Source organism: Streptomyces sp. NBC_01384 (assembly GCF_045040035.1).
In the GTDB taxonomy this organism is placed as follows: domain Bacteria; phylum Actinomycetota; class Actinomycetes; order Streptomycetales; family Streptomycetaceae; genus Streptomyces.
The window spans coordinates 6,739,611-6,758,420 of sequence record NZ_CP109559.1 but is presented as its reverse complement, the minus strand read 5'-3'; the positions used below and the strand labels follow the sequence as shown (position 1 = coordinate 6,758,420).

Sequence of the window (18,810 nt, the reverse complement as noted above, 5' to 3'; positions counted from 1 at the left end):
CGGGGAAAGGGAAGTTTTCGGGTCTCGGTATACGGGCGGCACACGGGCGGCACACGGGCGGCCGGCGATCACCGACCGCCCCTACCAAGGATCAGGCTGATCGGTCGAGCGCGCGCAGCGAGCGGTCCGTGATCGAACGCGCCCCGCGTCCGATCGCGATCGTGCCGGACTGGACGAGCTCCTTGATGCCGAACGGCTCCAGCATCTTGAGCATGGCCTCCAGCTTGTCGGCGCCGCCGGTGGCCTCGATGGTGACGGCCTCCGGGGAGACGTCCACTGTCTTGGCGCGGAACAGCTGGACGATCTCGACGATCTGGGAGCGCGTCTCGTTGTCGGCGCGCACCTTCACCAGAACGAGTTCGCGCTGCACCGCCGAGCCGGGTTCCAGCTCGACGATCTTCAGGACGTTGACGAGCTTGTTGAGCTGCTTGGTGACCTGTTCGAGCGGCAGCGCCTCGATCACGTTCACCACGATGGTGATGCGGGAGATGTCGGGGTGCTCGGTGACACCGACGGCGAGCGAGTCGATGTTGAAGCCGCGGCGGGAGAACAGGGCGGTGATCCGGGCGAGGACACCGGGCTTGTTCTCGACGAGGACGGAGAGGGTGTGCTTGGTGCTCATGGTTCGGACTCGGCTCTCTCTCGGTCTCTCAGTCGTCTTCGTTGTCGCCGAAGTCGGGGCGGACGTCCCGGGCGGCCATGATCTCGTCGTTGGACGTCCCGGCGGCGACCATCGGCCACACCATCGCGTCCTCGTGGACGATGAAGTCGACCACGACGGGGCGGTCGTTGATCGAGTTCGCCTCTTCGATGACCTTGTCGAGATCGTCCACGGACTCGCAGCGGATCGCGTAGCAGCCCATGGCCTCCGACAGCTTCACGAAGTCGGGGACGCGGGTGCCGGCGCTCGGCTGCTTGCCCACGGCGGAGCCGCTATTGGACACGGTCGCGTCCGGGCCGGAGTGCAGCACCGTGTTGGAGTAGCGCTGGTTGTAGAAGAGGGTCTGCCACTGGCGGACCATCCCGAGGGCGCCGTTGTTGATGATGGCGACCTTGATCGGGATGTTGTTCAGGGCACAGGTGGTGAGCTCCTGGTTGGTCATCTGGAAGCAGCCGTCGCCGTCCACCGCCCAGACCGTACGGTCCGGCCGGCCGGCCTTGGCACCCATCGCGGCCGGAACCGCGTAGCCCATCGTTCCGGCACCGCCGGAGTTCAGCCAGGTCGCGGGCTTCTCGTACTGGATGTAGTGCGCGGCCCACATCTGGTGCTGGCCGACGCCCGCCGCGAAGATGGTGCCCTCCGGGGCGAGCTGCCCGATGCGCTCGATCACCTGCTGCGGCGACAGCGAGCCGTTGTCCGGCTGCTCGTAGCCAAGCGGGTACGTCTCGCGCCAGCGGTTGAGGTCCTTCCACCAGGCGGTGTAGTCGCCGGCGTGTCCCTCGCTGTGTTCCTTCTGCACGGCCTGGACCAGGTCGGCGATGACCTCGCGGGCGTCGCCCACGATCGGCACGTCGGCGGCGCGGTTCTTGCCGATCTCCGCCGGGTCGATGTCGGCGTGGACGATCTTGGCGTAGGGCGCGAAGCTGTCCAGCTTGCCGGTGACGCGGTCGTCGAAGCGGGCTCCGAGGGCGACGATCAGGTCGGCCTTCTGCAGCGCGGTGACGGCGGTGACCGCACCATGCATGCCCGGCATTCCCACGTGCAGCGGGTGGCTGTCGGGGAACGCGCCGAGCGCCATCAGGGTGGTGGTGACGGGCGCTCCGGTGAGTTCCGCGAGGACCTTCAGCTCTGCGGTGGCCCGCGCCTTGAGGACGCCGCCGCCGACGTAGAGGACGGGCCGCTTGGCCTGGGTGATCAGCTTCGCGGCCTCGCGGATCTGCTTGGCGTGCGGCTTGGTCACGGGGCGGTAGCCGGGCAGGTCCGTGGCGGGCGGCCACTGGAAGGTGGTCTGCGCCTGGAGGGCGTCCTTGGCGATGTCGACGAGGACGGGGCCCGGGCGGCCGGTGGAGGCGATGTGGAAGGCCTCCGCGATCGTCTTCGGGATGTCCTCGGCCTTGGTCACCAGGAAGTTGTGCTTGGTGACCGGCATCGTGATGCCGACGATGTCCGCCTCCTGGAAGGCGTCCGTACCGATCGCCTTGGACGCGACCTGCCCGGTGATCGCCACGAGCGGCACCGAGTCCATGTGCGCGTCCGCGATCGGCGTCACCAGGTTGGTGGCACCCGGGCCGCTGGTCGCCATGCAGACGCCGACCTTGCCGGTGGCCTGCGCGTAACCGGTGGCCGCGTGGCCCGCGCCCTGCTCGTGCCGCACGAGGACGTGCCGCACGCGCCGGGAGTCCATCAGCGGGTCGTAGGCCGGAAGGATCGCGCCGCCGGGAATGCCGAATACGGTCTCGGCCCCGACCTCCTCAAGCGAGCGGATGAGGGACTGCGCACCCGTGACGTGCTCGGGCGCGGACTGCTGTCCTCCGGAACGGGGCCGCGGCTGCGGATGGTGGGCCCCGGTGGCCTGCTCGGTCATCGGCATTCTCTTCTCGATGCTGAGGGTTTTTGCGAGTTTTGTACGGTGTGTGATGGGTGCCTGTGCAACAAAAAACCCCTCGTGCCGTGAGGCAAGCGAGGGGAGCGCGCCGGGTGCGGTCGCTGGGTGTTCCGGGTCCGTCCGGTGGCCACCAGCTTCAGCCGACGCGCTTTCCAAGTACGAGAATTCGGGTGCGCATGGCATTGACCCTCCCCCCGGCACGCACCGACTGTCAAGTAGGTGGGACGGGAGTCTCATTATGTGAGCGGAGGGCCGTACCGCCCCCGAAAACTGCGGGCACACCACTCGTATACACCCCCGCGCCGCCGCCCGCGAACGCGGGCTCGACCGGGCCGTGCGGCACCGGATAATGGCCGGAAGACAGCGCTCTGCGCAGCCTGTACTCGTCGAGCGGCCCGGAGAAGGCCATGCCCTGCCCGTGTGTGCAGCCCATCGCGCGCAGGGCGACGACCTGCTCGGGCAAGTCCACGCCGTCAGCCACGGAGTGCAGCCCCAGGTCGGTGGCGATCCGCAGCAGCCCGCTGGTGATCTTGTGCAGCCGGGCGGACTCGACAACGCCTTCGACGAGGCCCCGGTCGACCTTCAGTACGTCGACGGGGAGCCTTCTGAGGGCCGTGATGGCCGCGTAGCCGCTTCCGAAGCCGTCCAGGGCGATCCGGACGCCGAGCCGCCGCAGCGCGTTCAGACGGCGCTCCAGCTCGTCCAGGGAGACCCGGGGGTCGGTGTCGGACAGCTCGACGATCAGGGCGCCCGAGGAGAGCCCGTGCCGGGTCAGCAGGGCCTCGACGGAGCCGAGGGGCATCGAGCGGTCCAGCAGGCGCCGGGCGCTCATCCGGACGGCCACGGGCACCGTGACACCCGCGGCGGCCCGCTCGGCCGCCTGCTCGACGGCCTCCTCCAGCATCCAGCGGCCCAGCTCGGCGGTCTTGTCACTGTCCTCGGCGACGCGCAGGAACTCCGCGGATGTGAAGAGCACCCCTTGCGAGGAGCGCCAGCGCGCCTGGGCGGTGACCGTCGTGATCCGGCCGTTCTCAAGGCAGACCACGGGCTGGTGCAGCAGCGTGAACTCGCCGTCCTGAAGGGCGGAGCGCAGCCTCGTCGCCAGCTCCGCCTTCCGTACGACGTCCTGCTGCATCTGGGGCGCGTACAGCTCGACGCGGCCCTTTCCGGCCGCCTTGGCGCGGTACATGGCGAGGTCGGCGTTGCGCAGCAGCTCCCCCGCGCCCAAGCCCGGTTCGGCGAAGCCGACGCCGATGGACGCCGCGACCCGGACATCGTTGCCGTCGATGGCGTACGGCTGGGAGAGCTTGATCCGCAGGCGGTCGGCGAGCTCCAGGATCTGTTGCTCGCGCGCGGAGCGGTCGCGGGTGCCGTCGCCGACGATGAGCGCCGCGAACTCGTCGCCGCCGAGGCGGGCGGCGGTGTCGCCCTGCCGTACCGACTCCTGGAGTCTGCGGGCGGCCTGGACGAGGAGCTCGTCGCCGGCCTGGTGCCCGATCGTGTCGTTGACGGCCTTGAAGCCGTCGAGGTCGATGAAGAGAACGGCCGTGCCCCGGAGGGCGGCGCCGCGGTCGGTGGAGCGGCGGCCGGACAGGGCCTGCTGGACGCGCCGGGTGAACAGCGCACGGTTGGGCAGGTCGGTGAGCGGGTCGTGCTCGGCGTTGTGCTGCAGCTGTGCCTGCAGACGGACCCGCTCGGTGACGTCACGGCTGTTGAAGATGAGGCCGCCGTGATGTCGGTTGACGGTGGACTCCACATTGAGCCAGCCGCCGTCGCCGGACTTGAAGCGGCACTCGATGCGAGTGGTGGGCTCCTCCAGATGGCTGGCGGCCAGGAAGCGGCGCACCTCGTGCACCACGCAGCCGAGATCCTCGGGGTGGATGAGCGAGGCGAGCTCGGAGCCGACGAGCTCCTCGGCGTTGCGGCCGTAGACCCCGGCGGCGGCTGGGCTGACGTACCGCAGGATGCCGTTGGGCGCGGCGATCATGATGACGTCGCTGGAGCCCTGCACCAGGGAGCGGAAGTGGTTCTCCTTCTGGGCCAGCTCCTGGGTGAGGGTGATGTTGTCGAGCAGCATGATGCCCTGGCGCACCACGAGGGCGAGCACGACGAGCCCCGCGGTGATGAGGACCACGCGGTCGACGCTGCGGCCGTTGAGGACGTTGTAGAGAATTCCCAGGGTGCACACGGCGGCGGCCAGATAGGGCGTGAGTGCGGCCAGCGATCCGGCGATCGGGCGGGTGACCGGATACCGGTCGTGACCTCCTCCCTGGGATCCCTGAGGTCCCTGAGGAAGCCCGTGTCCCCCCTGCCGGTCTCCTTGTCGGTCTCCTTGCCAGTCTTCCGGCTGCCGCTCTCCTGGCCGGCGTTCCCCCGGCCGTCCTTCCTGTCGCTGCCCCGGGATGTGCTCGTGCACCACGCGCGCGTGCCCGTCCATGCCGTGCCCGTCGGCGGCCGGCTGCCCGTGCCGGGGACCGACCCAGGGGGCGTACGCGAGGAGCAGCGAGCCGGCGAACCAGCCCGCGTCGAGGAGCTGACCGGAGTGGTAGTTGTTGTGCAGGAGGGGCGAGGTGAACAGGGCGTCACACATCACGGTGAGGGCGAGGGCTCCGATCGCGGTGTTCACCGCGGAGCGGTTCACCGACGAACGCCTGAAGTGCAGCGCGAGCACCATGCTGACCAGGGCGATGTCCATCAGCGGGTACGCCAGGGAGAGCGCGGTGTGCGCGACGCTCGGCCCGTCGAACTTCGCCGCCTGCGCGAGCGCGAGGCTCCAGGACAGCGTGAGCAAGGAACCGCCGATCAGCCAGGAGTCGAGCGCCAGGCAGACCCAACCCGCCTTGGTCACGGGCCTCTTGGCTAGCACGAGCAGTCCTACGATGGCGGGCGGAGCGAAACAGAGGAAGAAGAGATCGGCGCAACTGGGACTCGGGACCTGGCGGTCGAGGACGACCTCGTACCACCCCCAGACCCCATTGCCCAGCGCGGCCATGGTGGAGGAGAGCGCGAACAGCAGCCACGCGGGCCGAAGGCGGCTGCGGCGGCTGCGGGCGTAGAAGAAGCAGGAGACCGCGGCGGTCCCCGCGGCGGCGCTCAGCCCGAAGTCGCCCATGAACAGCGCGAGGCCCGCGGAGCCCCAGCCGAGCGCGGAACCGACGGCGTATGCCGCGCACACCAGGGCCAGCACGAGTTGCGAGATCAGGCCCGTCCCGCCACCGAGCGCCGACCGACGGGTCAGCAGCGCCCCGGGGGAGCTCACCGGGTCCACCCGGTCCGCGCCGTGGGGTCCCGCTGGTCCGTGTGCGCCGGGTGCGCATGCCTCCTGCGGCCGCCGTGCCGGCGGTGATGGTGGCCGCCATGGCCACCATGGCCTCCGTGGCCGCGTCTGCGCGTGGCGACGCGCCAGGGTCGTCGGCGGCCCCGCCGTGTCGGATCGTTGGTCCATAGGCCGTGCATCGCCCGTCGCCCCCCTCGCAGTCCGAATGTCCATACCCCGGCGCCGAATGGTGCACGGCGCATCCCCTGTCGGGACGATACACCAGTCTCGTCACTCAGGGACATAGCTTCTCTACGCTCCGTGACGACCAGCGGCAATGCGGACACCGTCCGCATTCGGCGGACTGCGGAGGGTGCCCGAAGCTGATTACGCGCCCGCCGTAAGGACCACGTTGCCCAGTGGCTCACGGTTCACGAAACGATTCAACTGCGCGATCAGAAGCCGCTCGGCGCGCGGCAGGAACGCTGAGGTGGGACCGCCGACGTGGGGGCTGATGAGCACGCCGGGCGCCTGCCACAAGGGATGTCCCTGAGGCAGCGGCTCCGGATCGGTCACGTCGAGGGCCGCGGTGAGGCGCCCGCTGTCCAGCTCGGCGAGGAGCGCTTTGGTGTCGACGACGGCGCCGCGGGCGACGTTCACGAGGAGCGCGCCGTCCTTCATCCGGGACAGGAAATCGGCGTTCACCATGCCCCGCGTGCGTTCGGTGAGGGGCGTCGAGAGCACCACGATGTCGGCCTCGGGGAGCAGTGCGGGCAGTTCCGTGAGTCGGTGCACCGGACCGCGCGCCGTGGTGCGCTCAGAGCGCGCGACGCGCGCCACCCGCGCTACCTCGAACGGCGCGAGCCGGTCCTCGATCGCGGACCCGATCGGCCCGTACCCCACGATCAGCACGGACTTGTCGGCCAGTGCCGGACGGAAACCGGAGCGCCACTCCCCCTTGTCCTGCGCCCGTACGAAGTCGGGGATGCCCCGCAGCGAGGCGAGGATCAGGGCGAGGGCGAGCTCGGCGGTGCTCGCCTCATGCACCCCGCGGGCGTTGCACAACTGCACGCCCGGGCGCAGGGACTTCAGAGCCGGCACGATGTGGTCGACCCCGGCGGAGAGCGTCTGCACGACCCGCAGCGAGGTCATTTCGGCCAACGGCCGCTTCCCGACGGCCGGCGGCTTCATGTACGGCACGACATAGAACGCGCAGTCGGCGGGATCCGCGGGAAACTCCTGGTCGCCGTCCCAGAAGCGGTAGTCGAGGCCCTCGGGCAGGCCCTCGATCTCTTCGGCGTGAAACGGAAGCCACACATCGGAAGTCATGGTCGGGAGGCTATGCCAGGCACCCGGACGTGCAGAGGTTAGGTTGGGTGCCGGAAGAAGGAGGGCCAGGGCCAGGTGGAGCGCAGGACGATCGGCGCGGCGACGCTCGATGTAGGGGCGATCGGGCTCGGGTGCATGCCGATGAGCTGGGCGTACACCGGTTCGCGACAGCGCGGTGAGGAGTCGCTGCGCGCGGTGCACGCGGCGCTCGACCGGGGGTCGACGCTCCTCGACACGGCTGACATGTACGGCCCCTTCACCAATGAGCTGCTGGTGGGGCGGGTGCTCAAGGAGCGGCGCGCCGAGGCCTTCGTGTCGACCAAGGTGGGGCTGCTGGTGGGTGAGCAGCACGTCGTGGCCAACGGCCGCCCCGGCTATGTGAAGCGGGCGTGCGACGCGTCGCTGCGCCGCCTCCAGACGGATGTGATCGACCTCTACCAGCTGCACCGCGCGGACCCCGAGATTCCGGTCGAGGAGACATGGGGCGCGATGGCCGAACTGGTGTCGGCCGGAAAGGTGCGCTCGCTCGGGCTGTGTGCGGTGGGCGCCCGGTCCTCCCGTCGCTCGGGGGCGCGGCTGCACGACGGAACGATCCGGCAGCTGGAGCGGGTGCAGCAGGTCTTCCCGGTGAGCGCGGTGGAGGCGGAGCTGTCGGTGTGGTCGGCGGAGGCGCTGGACGCGCTGCTGCCGTGGTGCGCGGCGCGCGGGGTGGGCTTCCTGGCGGCGATGCCCCTCGGCAACGGCTTCCTGACCGGCACGCTCACCCCCGGCGAGGGCTTCGAGCCGGACGACGTGCGCGCCCGCCATCCCCGTTTCACGGCCGAGATGACGGCCGCGAACCAGCCCATCGTCGCCGGGCTGCGGCGCATCGCCCGGCGGCACGGCGACGATGTCACGCCCGCGCAGGTGGCGCTGGCCTGGGTCCTGGCCCAGGGCCGGCAGGTGGTCCCGGTGCCGGGGGCCAAGCGGGAGCGGTGGGTCGTGGAGAACGCGGGGGCGGCTGAGCTGCGGCTGACGGCGGAGGACCTGGTGGAGGTGGCGGGGCTGCCGGGGGCACAGGGTTCCTGGGACTGAAACCTCACGGGTATCGGGGGCCTCGCGGGTTCGAGGTTCGTTGATCCGAACCCGAGGGACGCGCGCGGTGTATGAAACAGGAGGACCGCCGCGTCGAAGGGACCTCTGATCATGCAACGTCGAGTGATGAAGGCCGTGTTGGCCGCGGCAGCGCTGGTGGTGACGGCCGGTTGCTCCTCCGGCGGCGGAGGAGGGTCACCGTTCGGTGGCCTGGCCCCGTCGTCGAGCGGTAAGGGGACGGGGGCGTCGTCCTCGCAGCGGGCCACCGAGACGGCCGCGCCGGCCAAGGGCTCGGTGAAGGTGGTGCGCACCGTCACCGAGGACCTCAAGTCGCCCTGGGGTCTGGCGGCGCTGCCGGAGGGCGGTCTGCTGGTGTCCTCGCGGGACGAGGGGACGATCACGCGGGTCGACGAGGAGTCCGGCAAGAAGACGGAGCTGGGCCAGGTGCCGGGGGTGGCCCCGGCGGGAGAGGGCGGCCTCCTCGGCCTCGCGCTCTCCCCCACGTACGCCTCGGACCGCATGATCTACGCGTACTTCACGACGGCCTCGGACAACCGCATCGTGCGCATGCTGTACGACGGGAAGAAGCCGTCCGGCGAGCAGCTCGGCGCCCCGGACACGATCTTCAAGGGCATCCCCAAGGGAATGATCCACAACGGCGGCCGGATCGCCTTCGGCCCGGACGGGATGCTGTACGCGGGGGCGGGCGAGACGGGTGACCGGGGGCTGGCCCAGGACAAGAAGGCGCTGGGCGGCAAGATCCTGCGGATGACACCGGACGGCGACCCGGCCCCGGGCAACCCCTTCGGTGACTCGGTGGTCTACTCGTACGGCCATCGCAATGTCCAGGGCCTGGCCTGGGACGACAAGCAGCGCCTGTGGGCCTCGGAGTTCGGTCAGGACACCTGGGACGAGCTGAACCAGATCAAGCCGGGCGACAACTACGGCTGGCCGGTGGTCGAGGGCAAGGGCGGCAACCCCAAGTACCACGACCCGGTCGCCCAGTGGCACACGGACCAGGCCTCCCCGAGCGGCATCGCCTACGCCGAGGGCTCCATCTGGATGGCCGGCCTGCGCGGCCGGCGCCTGTGGCGCATCCCGTTGAAGGGCACAGAGGCCGCGGCCGCCCCGCAGGCCTTCCTGGAGGGCGAGTACGGCCGCCTGCGCACGGTGGTCTCGGCGGGCGGCGACAAGCTCTGGCTGGTGACGAGCGAGACGGACGGCCGCGGCCGCCCCGGGAAGGGGGACGACAGGATTCTGGAGCTGGAGGTGAAGTAGGCCCGGGCCTCAGGATTCGTCCGGCTCCGGCATGGGCTCCTGCCCCGCGTCCGCCTGCTCCCGCTCGTTCCCCTGCTCTTGGCCTTGTTCCCGCTCTTGCTCTCGCTGTTGCTCTTGCTCTTGCTCTTGCTCTTGCTCTTGCTCTTGCTCTTGCTTCGGCAGTCGTACGACCACCTTGCCCGAGGACAGGTCTATGGGCCCGCGGCCCGGGTCGCCGTCGTTCAGGTCCACGCGCGTCAGTTCCAGCCGCTTGCGTTCCTCGTTGGTGTGCTTGCGGCCTGGTGCGAAGAGCTCCTCGAACATGTTGAACACGGCGTCTCCCTCGGCCCGAGTCCTGCCCAGCGTATGCCTCAGCCCGCCGTCCGGGCGGCGGAGGTCTCCTGGGGGAACAACTTCAGTCGATGGGCCAGGGCCGCGGCCTCCACCCGGCCTGAGACGTCCAGCTTGGCCAGGATGTTCGAGACGTGGACGCTGGCGGTCTTGGGGGAGATGAAGAGTTCCTCGGCTATCTGGCGGTTGCTGCGGCCGACGGCGACGAGGCGCAGGACGTCGCGTTCGCGGCTGGTGAGGCCGAGGGCCTCCGCCGGGTCGACGGGAGCCGGGGCGGACGTCTCGGGGGCGCGGCCCAGGGCGAGGCGGGCCCGCTGGGCGAGCAGTGCGACGGCGTCGGCGAGCGGGCGGGCACCGAGGTGGTCGGCGGCCGCCCGGGCCAGCCGGAGGAGCTCGGTGGCGCGGGCCCGGCCGTCCTCGTCGGCGCCCGAGGTCAGCAGGGACTCGGCGAGGCGGTGACGGACGCGGGCGAGGTCGTAGGGGCGCTCCAGGGGTTCGAAGGCGGTGACCACCTCGGACCACTCGTGCGGGTCGACCGAGCCCTCGGCGCGGCGCAGTTCTGCGCGCACCCACCTCTCGTGGGCGAGCCAGACCGGCGCTCCGGTGGCCAGGGACTTGGCGGCCCCCCGGAGGTGCTCCACGGTCTCGGGGCGGCCCGCTTCGGCGACGGGCAGTCCGCGGGCGTCGGCCTCCGCGGTGGCGGCGGCGAGCAGCAGCGGCCAGCCGTCGCGCTGGGTTCCGGGCGGGAAGCCCGCGTCGAGGGCATGCTCCAGGGCGGCGCGGGCGTCGAGGAGGCGCCCCTCACCGGCGGCGACGCCGATCGTGGTGCGGACCAGGGGAAGTGAGTGCTGCGGCATGGGGTCGTGGGTGCCGAAGTGGCAGCGGGCGCCGACGAGTTGGCGGCCCGCCTCGGCGAGGTCGCCGCGGGCGAGCGCGAGGTCCGCCAGCCGCATGGCGCCGATGCCGGACGGCTTGCCGCTGAGCCCGACGCCCAGCGCGTTCCGCGCGGCTTCGACGGCCTCGTCCCACTGGCCGAGCGCGTAGAGCGACTCGGCCAGATTGCCCCACACCCAGACCTCGGTGTCCAACAGCCCTTTCTTCCGGGCGAGTTCGATGCCATGGCGCAAAATGGGGACGGCCTCACGGGAACGGCCGACCGACTCCAGGTGGGACGGCAGGTTGATGTGGACGCGCCCCATGACGAGGAAGGTGCCGTGCCGGAGTACCCGCTCCCTGACCTCGTACATCTCCGCGATGCCCGCCTCGACGTCGCCCGCGTCGACCATCAGGCCGCCGAGCGTGAGCCGGGCGTTCAGCTCGATGTCCCGGGCACCCACCATGCGCGCGTACTCCACGGCGCGCTCCGCGGCCGAGAGGGCGCCGGGGCCCGGTTCGCGCAGCATGCACCAGGCGGCGACCATGGACAGCACCTCGGCGTGCACCTCGGAGGGCGGCAGACCGCGCACCAGGTCCTGGGCGGTGGCGAGCTCCTGCCAGCCGTCCCCGCGGGCCTGCGCCTGCACCAGGCGGGAGCGCTGGATCCAGAACCAGGCGGCGCGCAGGGGATCGTCCTCGCCCTCCAGGAGATGCAGCGCCCGCTTGGTGATCTTCAGAGCGCGCTCGCGCTCCCCGCACAGCCGTCCCGCGACGGCCGCCTCGGCCATCAGGTCGAGGTAGCGCAGGGGTGCGGTGGCCGGGTCGCAGCCACAGGGCGGGAAGACCTCCACGTAGTCGATGGGGCGCAGCTCGTCCCGTACGGCGTCGGGGGCGAGCTCCCACAGCTCCATCGCCCGCTCCAGGAGCCTGAGTTGCTCGGAGTGGGCGTGCCGGCGGCGGGCTTCCACGGAGGCGTCGAGGACGGCCGGGAGGGCCTTGGCGGCGTCGTGCGCGTGGTACCAGTAGCTGGCCAGGCGGGTGGCGCGCTCGTCGGCCGGTACGAGCGTGGGGTCGGCCTCCAGGGCTTCGGCGTAGCGGCGGTTGAAGCGGGAGCGCTCTCCGGGCAGCAGATCGTCGCTGACGGCCTCGCGGACCAGGGAGTGGCGGAAGCGGTAGCCGTCGCCGCCGGGCGAGGCGAGCAGGATGTTGGCGCCGACGGCGGCGCGCAGCGCTTCGATGAGGTCGTCCTCGGCGAGCCGCGCGACGGCGGCGAGCAGTGGGTATTCGACGGTGGAGCCGCCCTCGGCGACGATCCGGGCGACACGCTGGGCGCTCTCGGGGAGGCCTTCGACGCGGACGAGGAGCAGGTCGCGCAGGGAGTCCGTGAGGCCCGTACGGCAGCCCTGGCGGGCGGCTACGGCGAGTTCCTCGACGAAGAAGGCGTTGCCGTCGGAACGTTCGAAGATGTCGTCGACCTGGGCGGGGTCGGGTTCGTGGGCGAGGATGCCGGCGATCTGGCGGCCGACCTCGGCGCGGCTGAAGCGGCCGAGTTCGATGCGGCGGACCGTGCGGAGGCGGTCGAGTTCGGCGAGGAGGGGGCGCAGTGGGTGGCGGCGGTGGATGTCGTCGGCGCGGTAGGTGGCGATGACGACGAGGCGGCCGCTGCGCAGGGTGCGGAAGAGGTAGGCCAGCAGGTGGCGGGTGGAGGCGTCGGCCCAGTGCAGGTCTTCGAGGGCGACGACGACCGTGCGGTCCGCGGCGACGCGCTCCAGGAGACGGGCGGTGAGCTCGAAGAGGCGGGCCATGCCCTCCTCTTCGAGCCGCCCGCCGCGGCCGGCCTCGCCCAGCTCGGGCAGCAGCCGGGCCAGCTCGTCCTCCTGTCCGGCGGCCGCCGCGGCGAGCTCGTCCGGGAGTTGTCGGCGCAGTGCGCGCAGGGCGGTGGAGAAGGGCGCGAAGGGCAGTCCGTCGGCGCCGATCTCGACGCAGCCGCCGCACGCGAAGACGGCGCCCTCGCGGACGGCCGCGGTGGCGAACTCCTCGAGCAGGCGGGTCTTTCCGACCCCGGCCTCGCCCCCGAGCAGCAATGCCTGTGGCTCTCCCCCAGTGCTGAACGCCTGGGAGGTACCCCCACCGGCGGTGCGGGCGAGCGCGTCGTGCAGGACGCCGAGTTCGTCGGTGCGGCCGACGAACACCGGGCTGACGGACCTAACTTCCACAGGCCCGAGCATCGCACAGGGGTCCGACAGTGCGGCACTGATTATCGGGCGGGCGACCGCCGGTCCGACCCGGCGGTCGCCGCCCTGCGGAAAGCGGCCGACCCCCGTGCGGCCGTCCTCCCCCGCCCCCGCCCCCGCCCCCGCGCTCACGCGGCGCGGGCGAACCGGTGCCGGCGGGGACCCGGGCTGTCCGCCTGGCCCTCCAGGTCGCTCTGCCCGGACTCGCGCGCGGCGGCGCGGCGGTTGGCGCGGCGGCTACGGAGGGCTTCCCGCGCCTGCCGGTGGTGCTGTGCCTCGCGGATCAGCTCGGTGGATCGGGTCTGGTGGAGCTCGTACTCGAACATCTCGTACCCCTCGTGAAGAGCCGGTTGCGGTCTCGCTTCTTGCGATGCCTCAACCTTCGTCTCCCAGGGGGGGTGCGCCACATCGGGAGAGTTCCGCATCTTGCGCACGCGAAGGGCCTTAGAGCGGCCGTAAGTGACGTACGGCGGCTCTAAGGCCCCTCAGAGGTGCGGAGGATCCAGCCGGGAATTCAGCTGGTGGAGGGCAGTCCGAGCAGAATGTCGGAGTACTTGGCGACGGCCAGCACCAGGCCGATGACGCCGAGCGAGACGCCCGCCCAGGCGACGGACTTGATCCAGGCGGCCTGCGGCTTGCCGGGGGCGCCGAATGCGGGCCGGACCAGGACCACGACGCCGACGATCAGCGCGGCCAGCGCGAAGAGGCCGCCGACGAGCGCGGTGGTCGCCCAGGCGTCGCCGTAGACCTCCTTGACCTGCGTGGCGACGCTCGCGGACGACGAGGTCCGGAGCTGGCCGACGAGGGTCTCGCGGGCGGCGGCCACGGTGGCGACCCAGCTGCCGCTGAGCGACACGATGCCGAGTCCGGCGGAGACGACGGCTGCGGCACCCTGGCCGACGCCGGTGCCCTTCTCGGTCTCGGGGGCGGCGTCGCCCTCCAGGGCCTCGGCGTCGAGGTCGTCCTGCTCCTCGGTGTCGGTGTCGGTGTCTTCCTGGTCCTCGGCCTCGGCGGCCGGCGCCTCTTCGGTCTTGGTGACGTCCACGGTCTTCTCGTCGCTCTTTGCCTCGGTGCCGTTCGCGTCCACGGCTTCGTCAACTGTCTTGGTTCCCATGACCGGCACCGTACGGACGGAGTCTGAGAAGTCTCTTAATGATCGTTGTGAGCGGCGGTCGAGGTCATCGTCGCTCACGCGCGCGTGCCGCCCGCCACTCGGGCGCGAGCACCGACCAGACCTCCATGTCGTGGCGTACGCCCCGGTGGGGGAAGCTCTCCCGCAGCACCGCGTCCCGTGTCATCCCGAGCCGCCGGGCGCCGTTCACGCTCGGTTCGTTCGCCGAGGCGGCGATCCACTCCACGCGGTGGATCCCGCGCTCCTCGACCGCCCAGTCGATGAGGAGCCGCATCGCGCGGGTGACCAGACCGCGTCCGGTGCCGGCGGGTTCCAGCCAGCACCCGACCTCGCAGTTGCCGCGCTCCGCGTCGAAGTTCAGGAAGAGCACCCCGCCCACGAGTTTCCCCTCCAGCCACAGGCCGTGCAGAGACCCGGTGTCGGCGGCGCGCATGTCGGCGTACCGCTGGAGCGTCTCCCGCGCGGAGGGCACGTCCGTGGCCTTGGACCCGAACGGGATGTACTGCCCGATGAACTCCCTCCCCCGGTCCAGGTGCGCGAGGAACTCCTGCGCGTGCCAGGGCTCCAGGGGCCGCAGTTCCGCGCCGTCGTCACCCAGGGATATCGCGTACATCCTGCTGCCGCTCCTTCTCCAGCTCGTCCTCCAGTACGTCCGCCACCTCGGCGTCCGTCGCAGCCGCCAGCCTCTCATGCGACTGACCGGGCTCACCCCCGCTCAGTCCAAAGGAACGGTGGGGTGCCAGACGACGGTGTCGCTGTCGTCGGCGGGGTGACCCGCGGACATGCCTGGGGGGATGCATCGGAGCCGATGCATCCCCCCAGGTTGTTACTTACGGGTACTCAGCCCTCGCTGACGCCCAGCTTCTCCAGGATGAGTTCCTTGACGCGGGCCGCGTCGGCCTGGCCGCGGGTGGCCTTCATGACCGCGCCGACCAGGGCGCCGGCCGCGGCCACCTTGCCGCCGCGGATCTTGTCCGCGACGCCCGGGTTGCCGGCGATGGCCTCGTCGACGGCGGCGGTCAGCGCGCCCTCGTCCGAGACGACCTTCAGACCGCGCTTCTCGACGACCTCGTCCGGGGTGCCCTCGCCCGCGAGCACACCCTCGATGACCTGGCGGGCGAGCTTGTCGTTCAGGTCTCCGGAGGCGACGAGCTGCGTCACCCGGGCGACCTGCGCCGGGGTGATGGGCAGGTCCTCCAGGGCCTTGCCCGACTCGTTGGCGCTGCGGGCCAGTTCGCCCATCCACCACTTGCGGGCGGACGCGGCGTCCGCACCGGCCTCGATCGTGGCGACGATCGGGTCGATGGCACCGGCGTTCAGGATCGACTGCATGTCGTGGGCGCTGACGCCCCACTCCTCGCGCAGCCGGTTGCGGCGGGCCAGCGGCTGCTCGGGCAGGCCCGCGCGCAGCTCCTCGACCCACTCACGGGACGGGGCGACGGGGACGAGGTCGGGCTCCGGGAAGTACCGGTAGTCCTCGGCCTCCTCCTTCACGCGGCCCGAGGTCGTGGACCCGGTGTCCTCGTGGAAGTGGCGGGTCTCCTGGATGATCGTGCCGCCGCTGTTGAGGACCGCCGCGTGCCGCTGGATCTCGAAGCGGGCCGCACGCTCCACGGAGCGCAGCGAGTTGACGTTCTTCGTCTCGGAGCGCGTGCCGAACTTCTCGCGGCCGTGCGGACGCAGCGACAGGTTCACGTCGCAGCGCATCTGGCCCATCTCCATGCGGGCCTCCGAGACGCCGAGCGCCTTGATGAGCTCGCGCAGCTCGGCGACGTACGCCTTGGCGACCTCGGGAGCGCGCTCGCCCGCACCCTCGATCGGCTTGGTGACGATCTCGATGAGGGGGATACCCGCGCGGTTGTAGTCCAGGAGGGAGTACGTCGCGCCGTGGATACGGCCGGTGGCGCCGCCCACGTGGGTGGACTTGCCGGTGTCCTCCTCCATGTGGGCGCGCTCGATCTCCACACGGAAGACCTCTCCGTCCTCCAGCTGTACGTCGAGGTAGCCGTTGAAGGCGATCGGCTCGTCGTACTGGGAGGTCTGGAAGTTCTTCGGCATGTCCGGATAGAAGTAGTTCTTCCGGGCGAAGCGGCACCACTCGGCGATCTCGCAGTGCAGCGCGAGGCCGATCTTGATCGCGGACTCGACGCCGGTCGCGTTGACGACGGGCAGCGAGCCGGGCATGCCGAGGCAGGTCGGGCAGGTCTGCGAGTTGGGCTCGGCGCCCAGCTCGGTGGAACACCCGCAGAACATCTTGGTCTTGGTGCCGAGCTCGACATGGACTTCGAGGCCCATGACGGGGTCGTACGACGCCAGCGCGTCCTCGTACGACACCAGCTCGTCGGTCGTGGTGGTCACGGTGAAAACTTCCCTCTCAGCCCAGCAGGACGTCGTCGTCGCCCAGGCGCCTGAGCTCCCGGTAGAGGATGGCGAGGCCGGTGACGATGGCGGCGGCGGACACGGCCGCGTCGATGAGGCGCAGCGTGTCGTGCTCCGTACGGGCCTTCTTGGCCTGCTTGGCGACGCCGATCGCTCCGAACGCGGTGCTCGCGATGGACAGGTACGTGCCGGACTTGGACTTCTTGAAGCCCTTGGCCTTGGACAGGGCCTTACTCACAGCGACGGAGCCTCCTCGAGCAGCGGGTGCCCCCACTTTTCCACGAAGGCGGCCTCGACAGCAGCGCCCACCTTGTAAAGCCTGTCGTCCTTCATCGCGGGGGCGATGATCTGCAGACCGACCGGGAGGTTGTCCTCCGGGGCGAGACCGCAGGGCAGCGACATGGCGGCGTTGCCCGCCAGGTTGGTCGGGATGGTGCACAGGTCCGCGAGGTACATCGCCATCGGGTCGTCGGCGCGCTCGCCGATCGGGAAGGCGGTGGTGGGCGTGGTCGGCGAGACGATCACGTCGACCTTCTCGAACGACTTCTCGAAGTCGCGCGTGATGAGCGTACGGACCTTCTGGGCGCTGCCGTAGTACGCGTCGTAGTAGCCGGAGCTGAGCGCGTACGTGCCGAGCATGATGCGGCGCTTGACCTCGGGGCCGAAGCCCGCCTCACGGGTGAGGGAGGTGACCTCCTCGGCCGACTTGGTGCCGTCGTCGCCGACGCGGAGGCCATAGCGCATGGCGTCGAAGCGGGCGAGGTTGCTCGAACACTCGGACGGGGCGATCAGGTAGTACGCGGCGAGCGCCAGGTCGAAGGACGGGCAGTCCAGCTCGACGATCTCGGCGCCGAGCTTCCCCAGCAGGGCGACGGCCTCGTCGAAGCGCTGCACGACACCGGCCTGGTAGCCCTCGCCGCGGAACTGCTTGACGACGCCGACACGCATGCCGGCGACCGAGCCGTTGCGGGCCGCCTCGACGACCGGCGGGACCGGGGCGTCGATGGAGGTGGAGTCGAGCGGGTCGTGGCCCGCGATGACCTCGTGCAGGAGCGCGGCGTCCAGCACCGTACGGGCGCAGGGACCGCCCTGGTCGAGGGAGGACGAGAACGCGACCATGCCGTAGCGCGACACCCCGCCGTACGTCGGCTTGACGCCGACCGTGCCGGTGACGGCGGCGGGCTGGCGGATGGAGCCGCCGGTGTCCGTGCCGATGGCGAGGGGAGCCTCGAAGGAGGCGAGCGCGGCGCTCGACCCGCCGCCGGAGCCGCCCGGGATACGGGTGAGGTCCCAGGGGTTGCCGGTGGGCCCGTACGCGCTGTTCTCGGTGGAGGACCCCATGGCGAACTCGTCCATGTTGGTCTTGCCGAGGATGACGACGTCGGCGGCCTTCAGCTTCTTGGTGAGGGTCGCGTCGTACGGGGGAATCCAGCCCTCGAGGATCTTCGAACCGACGGTGGTCGGAATGCCCTCGGTGGTGAAGATGTCCTTGAGCGCGAGCGGCACACCGGCGAGGGGGCCGAGCTTCTCGCCCCGCTCCCGCTTCGCGTCCACGGCGCGGGCCTGCGCGAGCGCGCCCTCGCGGTCGACATGCAGGAAGGCGTGCACCTTCTCGTCGACGGCGTCGATCCGGGCGAGGTGGGCCTCGGTGACCTCGACGGCCGTGAGCTCGCCCGCGGCGATCTTCGCGGCGATCTCGGCCGCCGTCAGCCTGATGATGTTGACGTTGGTGTCCGTCATGGTGATTAGTCCTCCCCCAGGATCTGCGGCACCTTGAAACGCCGCTGCTCCTGGGCCGGGGCGCCGGAGAGCGCCTGCTCGGGGGTGAGCGACGGACGGACCTCGTCCGCGCGCATGACGTTCGTCAGCGGCAGCGGGTGAGAGGTCGGCGGTACGTCTTGGTCGGCGACCTCGCTGACGCGGGCGACCGCGCCGATGATGTCGTCGAGCTGGCCGGCGAAGTGGTCGAGCTCTTCGGCCTTCAGCTCCAGACGCGCCAGCCGTGCGAGGTGGGCGACCTCCTCGCGCGTGATGCCAGGCATGCAGCGATCCTCTGGGTGAGAGTGTGTGGTTTGGCCCAATCCTATGGGTCCGGGGGCGGTGCCCGCGCCCGGGTTTGTTCGGGGACCTCTCCCACCCGCACCAGCCGTGACGGTTCGCTCAGGAGGTGCGGGTCGCTCGTGGGAGTTGCGAACCATCGGCACCCGCCCGTCCGCGGTGGCTGCTCGCGCAGTTCCTCGCGCCCCTTTCGGGGCGCTGTTGTCCCGCCCGCTACGGGCGGACGCCGACGGCGATGAAGCCCTACGGGAGAGTTCCACTCGTCGGGTGACCGTCACGGATGGTGCGCGGGCGGGAGAACCGGGCGCAACCGTCACC

15 protein-coding genes are annotated in these 18,810 nt (G+C 71.0%); 2 read left to right on the top strand and 13 right to left on the bottom strand.

Annotated elements, in window-relative coordinates; translation table 11 throughout:
- Positions 1–91: 91 nt before the first annotated feature.
- The 4 genes from ilvN to OG747_RS31020 all read right to left on the bottom strand — a co-directional run bounded on the left by ilvN (position 92) and on the right by OG747_RS31020 (position 7,131).
- On the bottom strand, positions 92–622 hold the full coding sequence (gene ilvN / locus OG747_RS31035; protein WP_405882673.1) for an acetolactate synthase small subunit: 531 nt from the start codon (positions 620–622) through the stop codon (positions 92–94).
- Positions 623–650: 28 nt separating this feature from the next.
- Positions 651–2,531 carry an acetolactate synthase large subunit gene (locus OG747_RS31030; protein WP_405882672.1) on the bottom strand — a complete coding sequence of 627 codons (1,881 nt, stop codon included), beginning with the start codon at positions 2,529–2,531 and terminating at the stop codon, positions 651–653.
- A 226-nt stretch (positions 2,532–2,757) separates the two neighbouring features.
- Positions 2,758–5,805, bottom strand: a complete 3,048-nt coding sequence (locus OG747_RS31025; protein WP_405882670.1) for a putative bifunctional diguanylate cyclase/phosphodiesterase — start codon at positions 5,803–5,805, stop codon at positions 2,758–2,760.
- Between the two features lie 384 nt (positions 5,806–6,189).
- Positions 6,190–7,131, bottom strand: a complete 942-nt coding sequence (locus tag OG747_RS31020) for a 2-hydroxyacid dehydrogenase (protein WP_405882669.1) — start codon at positions 7,129–7,131, stop codon at positions 6,190–6,192.
- Positions 7,132–7,206: 75 nt separating this feature from the next.
- Between OG747_RS31020 and OG747_RS31015 the strand changes: the two genes are divergently transcribed.
- Positions 7,207–8,205, top strand: a complete 999-nt coding sequence (locus OG747_RS31015) for an aldo/keto reductase (RefSeq protein ID WP_405882668.1) — start codon at positions 7,207–7,209, stop codon at positions 8,203–8,205.
- 111 nt (positions 8,206–8,316) lie between these two features.
- The gene (locus OG747_RS31010) at positions 8,317–9,483 is read left to right on the top strand and encodes a PQQ-dependent sugar dehydrogenase (RefSeq protein WP_405882666.1); all 1,167 of its coding nucleotides are present in this window, start codon (positions 8,317–8,319) and stop codon (positions 9,481–9,483) included.
- 9 nt (positions 9,484–9,492) lie between these two features.
- Here OG747_RS31010 and OG747_RS31005 read toward each other — a convergent pair whose 3' ends face one another.
- The 9 genes from OG747_RS31005 to gatC form a co-directional block, all read right to left on the bottom strand.
- Positions 9,493–9,786: a DUF6191 domain-containing protein gene (locus OG747_RS31005; RefSeq protein WP_405885772.1), complete on the bottom strand. Its 294-nt coding sequence runs from the start codon at positions 9,784–9,786 to the stop codon at positions 9,493–9,495.
- Between the two features lie 47 nt (positions 9,787–9,833).
- Positions 9,834–12,917, bottom strand: coding sequence for an AAA family ATPase (locus tag OG747_RS31000; RefSeq protein WP_405882665.1), 3,084 nt, complete (start codon positions 12,915–12,917; stop codon positions 9,834–9,836).
- A 134-nt stretch (positions 12,918–13,051) separates the two neighbouring features.
- Complete coding sequence (locus OG747_RS30995) at positions 13,052–13,249, bottom strand: hypothetical protein (RefSeq protein WP_405882664.1); 198 nt, start codon at positions 13,247–13,249, stop codon at positions 13,052–13,054.
- 188 nt (positions 13,250–13,437) lie between these two features.
- Complete coding sequence (locus tag OG747_RS30990; RefSeq protein WP_405882663.1) at positions 13,438–14,037, bottom strand: hypothetical protein; 600 nt, start codon at positions 14,035–14,037, stop codon at positions 13,438–13,440.
- A gap of 64 nt (positions 14,038–14,101) precedes the next feature.
- The gene (locus OG747_RS30985; protein ID WP_405882662.1) at positions 14,102–14,668 is read right to left on the bottom strand and encodes a GNAT family N-acetyltransferase; all 567 of its coding nucleotides are present in this window, start codon (positions 14,666–14,668) and stop codon (positions 14,102–14,104) included.
- A gap of 227 nt (positions 14,669–14,895) precedes the next feature.
- Complete coding sequence (gene gatB / locus OG747_RS30980) at positions 14,896–16,413, bottom strand: Asp-tRNA(Asn)/Glu-tRNA(Gln) amidotransferase subunit GatB (RefSeq protein WP_405882661.1); 1,518 nt, start codon at positions 16,411–16,413, stop codon at positions 14,896–14,898.
- 16 nt (positions 16,414–16,429) lie between these two features.
- A complete protein-coding gene (locus OG747_RS30975) occupies positions 16,430–16,672 on the bottom strand; it encodes a hypothetical protein (RefSeq protein ID WP_143603000.1) in 243 nt (80 codons plus the stop codon).
- Positions 16,669–18,174: an Asp-tRNA(Asn)/Glu-tRNA(Gln) amidotransferase subunit GatA gene (gatA, locus tag OG747_RS30970; protein ID WP_405882660.1), complete on the bottom strand. Its 1,506-nt coding sequence runs from the start codon at positions 18,172–18,174 to the stop codon at positions 16,669–16,671. Before gatA ends, OG747_RS30975 begins: the two co-directional genes overlap by 4 nt.
- Positions 18,175–18,179: 5 nt before the next feature.
- On the bottom strand, positions 18,180–18,476 hold the full coding sequence (gene gatC, locus OG747_RS30965; protein WP_135333574.1) for an Asp-tRNA(Asn)/Glu-tRNA(Gln) amidotransferase subunit GatC: 297 nt from the start codon (positions 18,474–18,476) through the stop codon (positions 18,180–18,182).
- Positions 18,477–18,810: the final 334 nt, after the last annotated feature.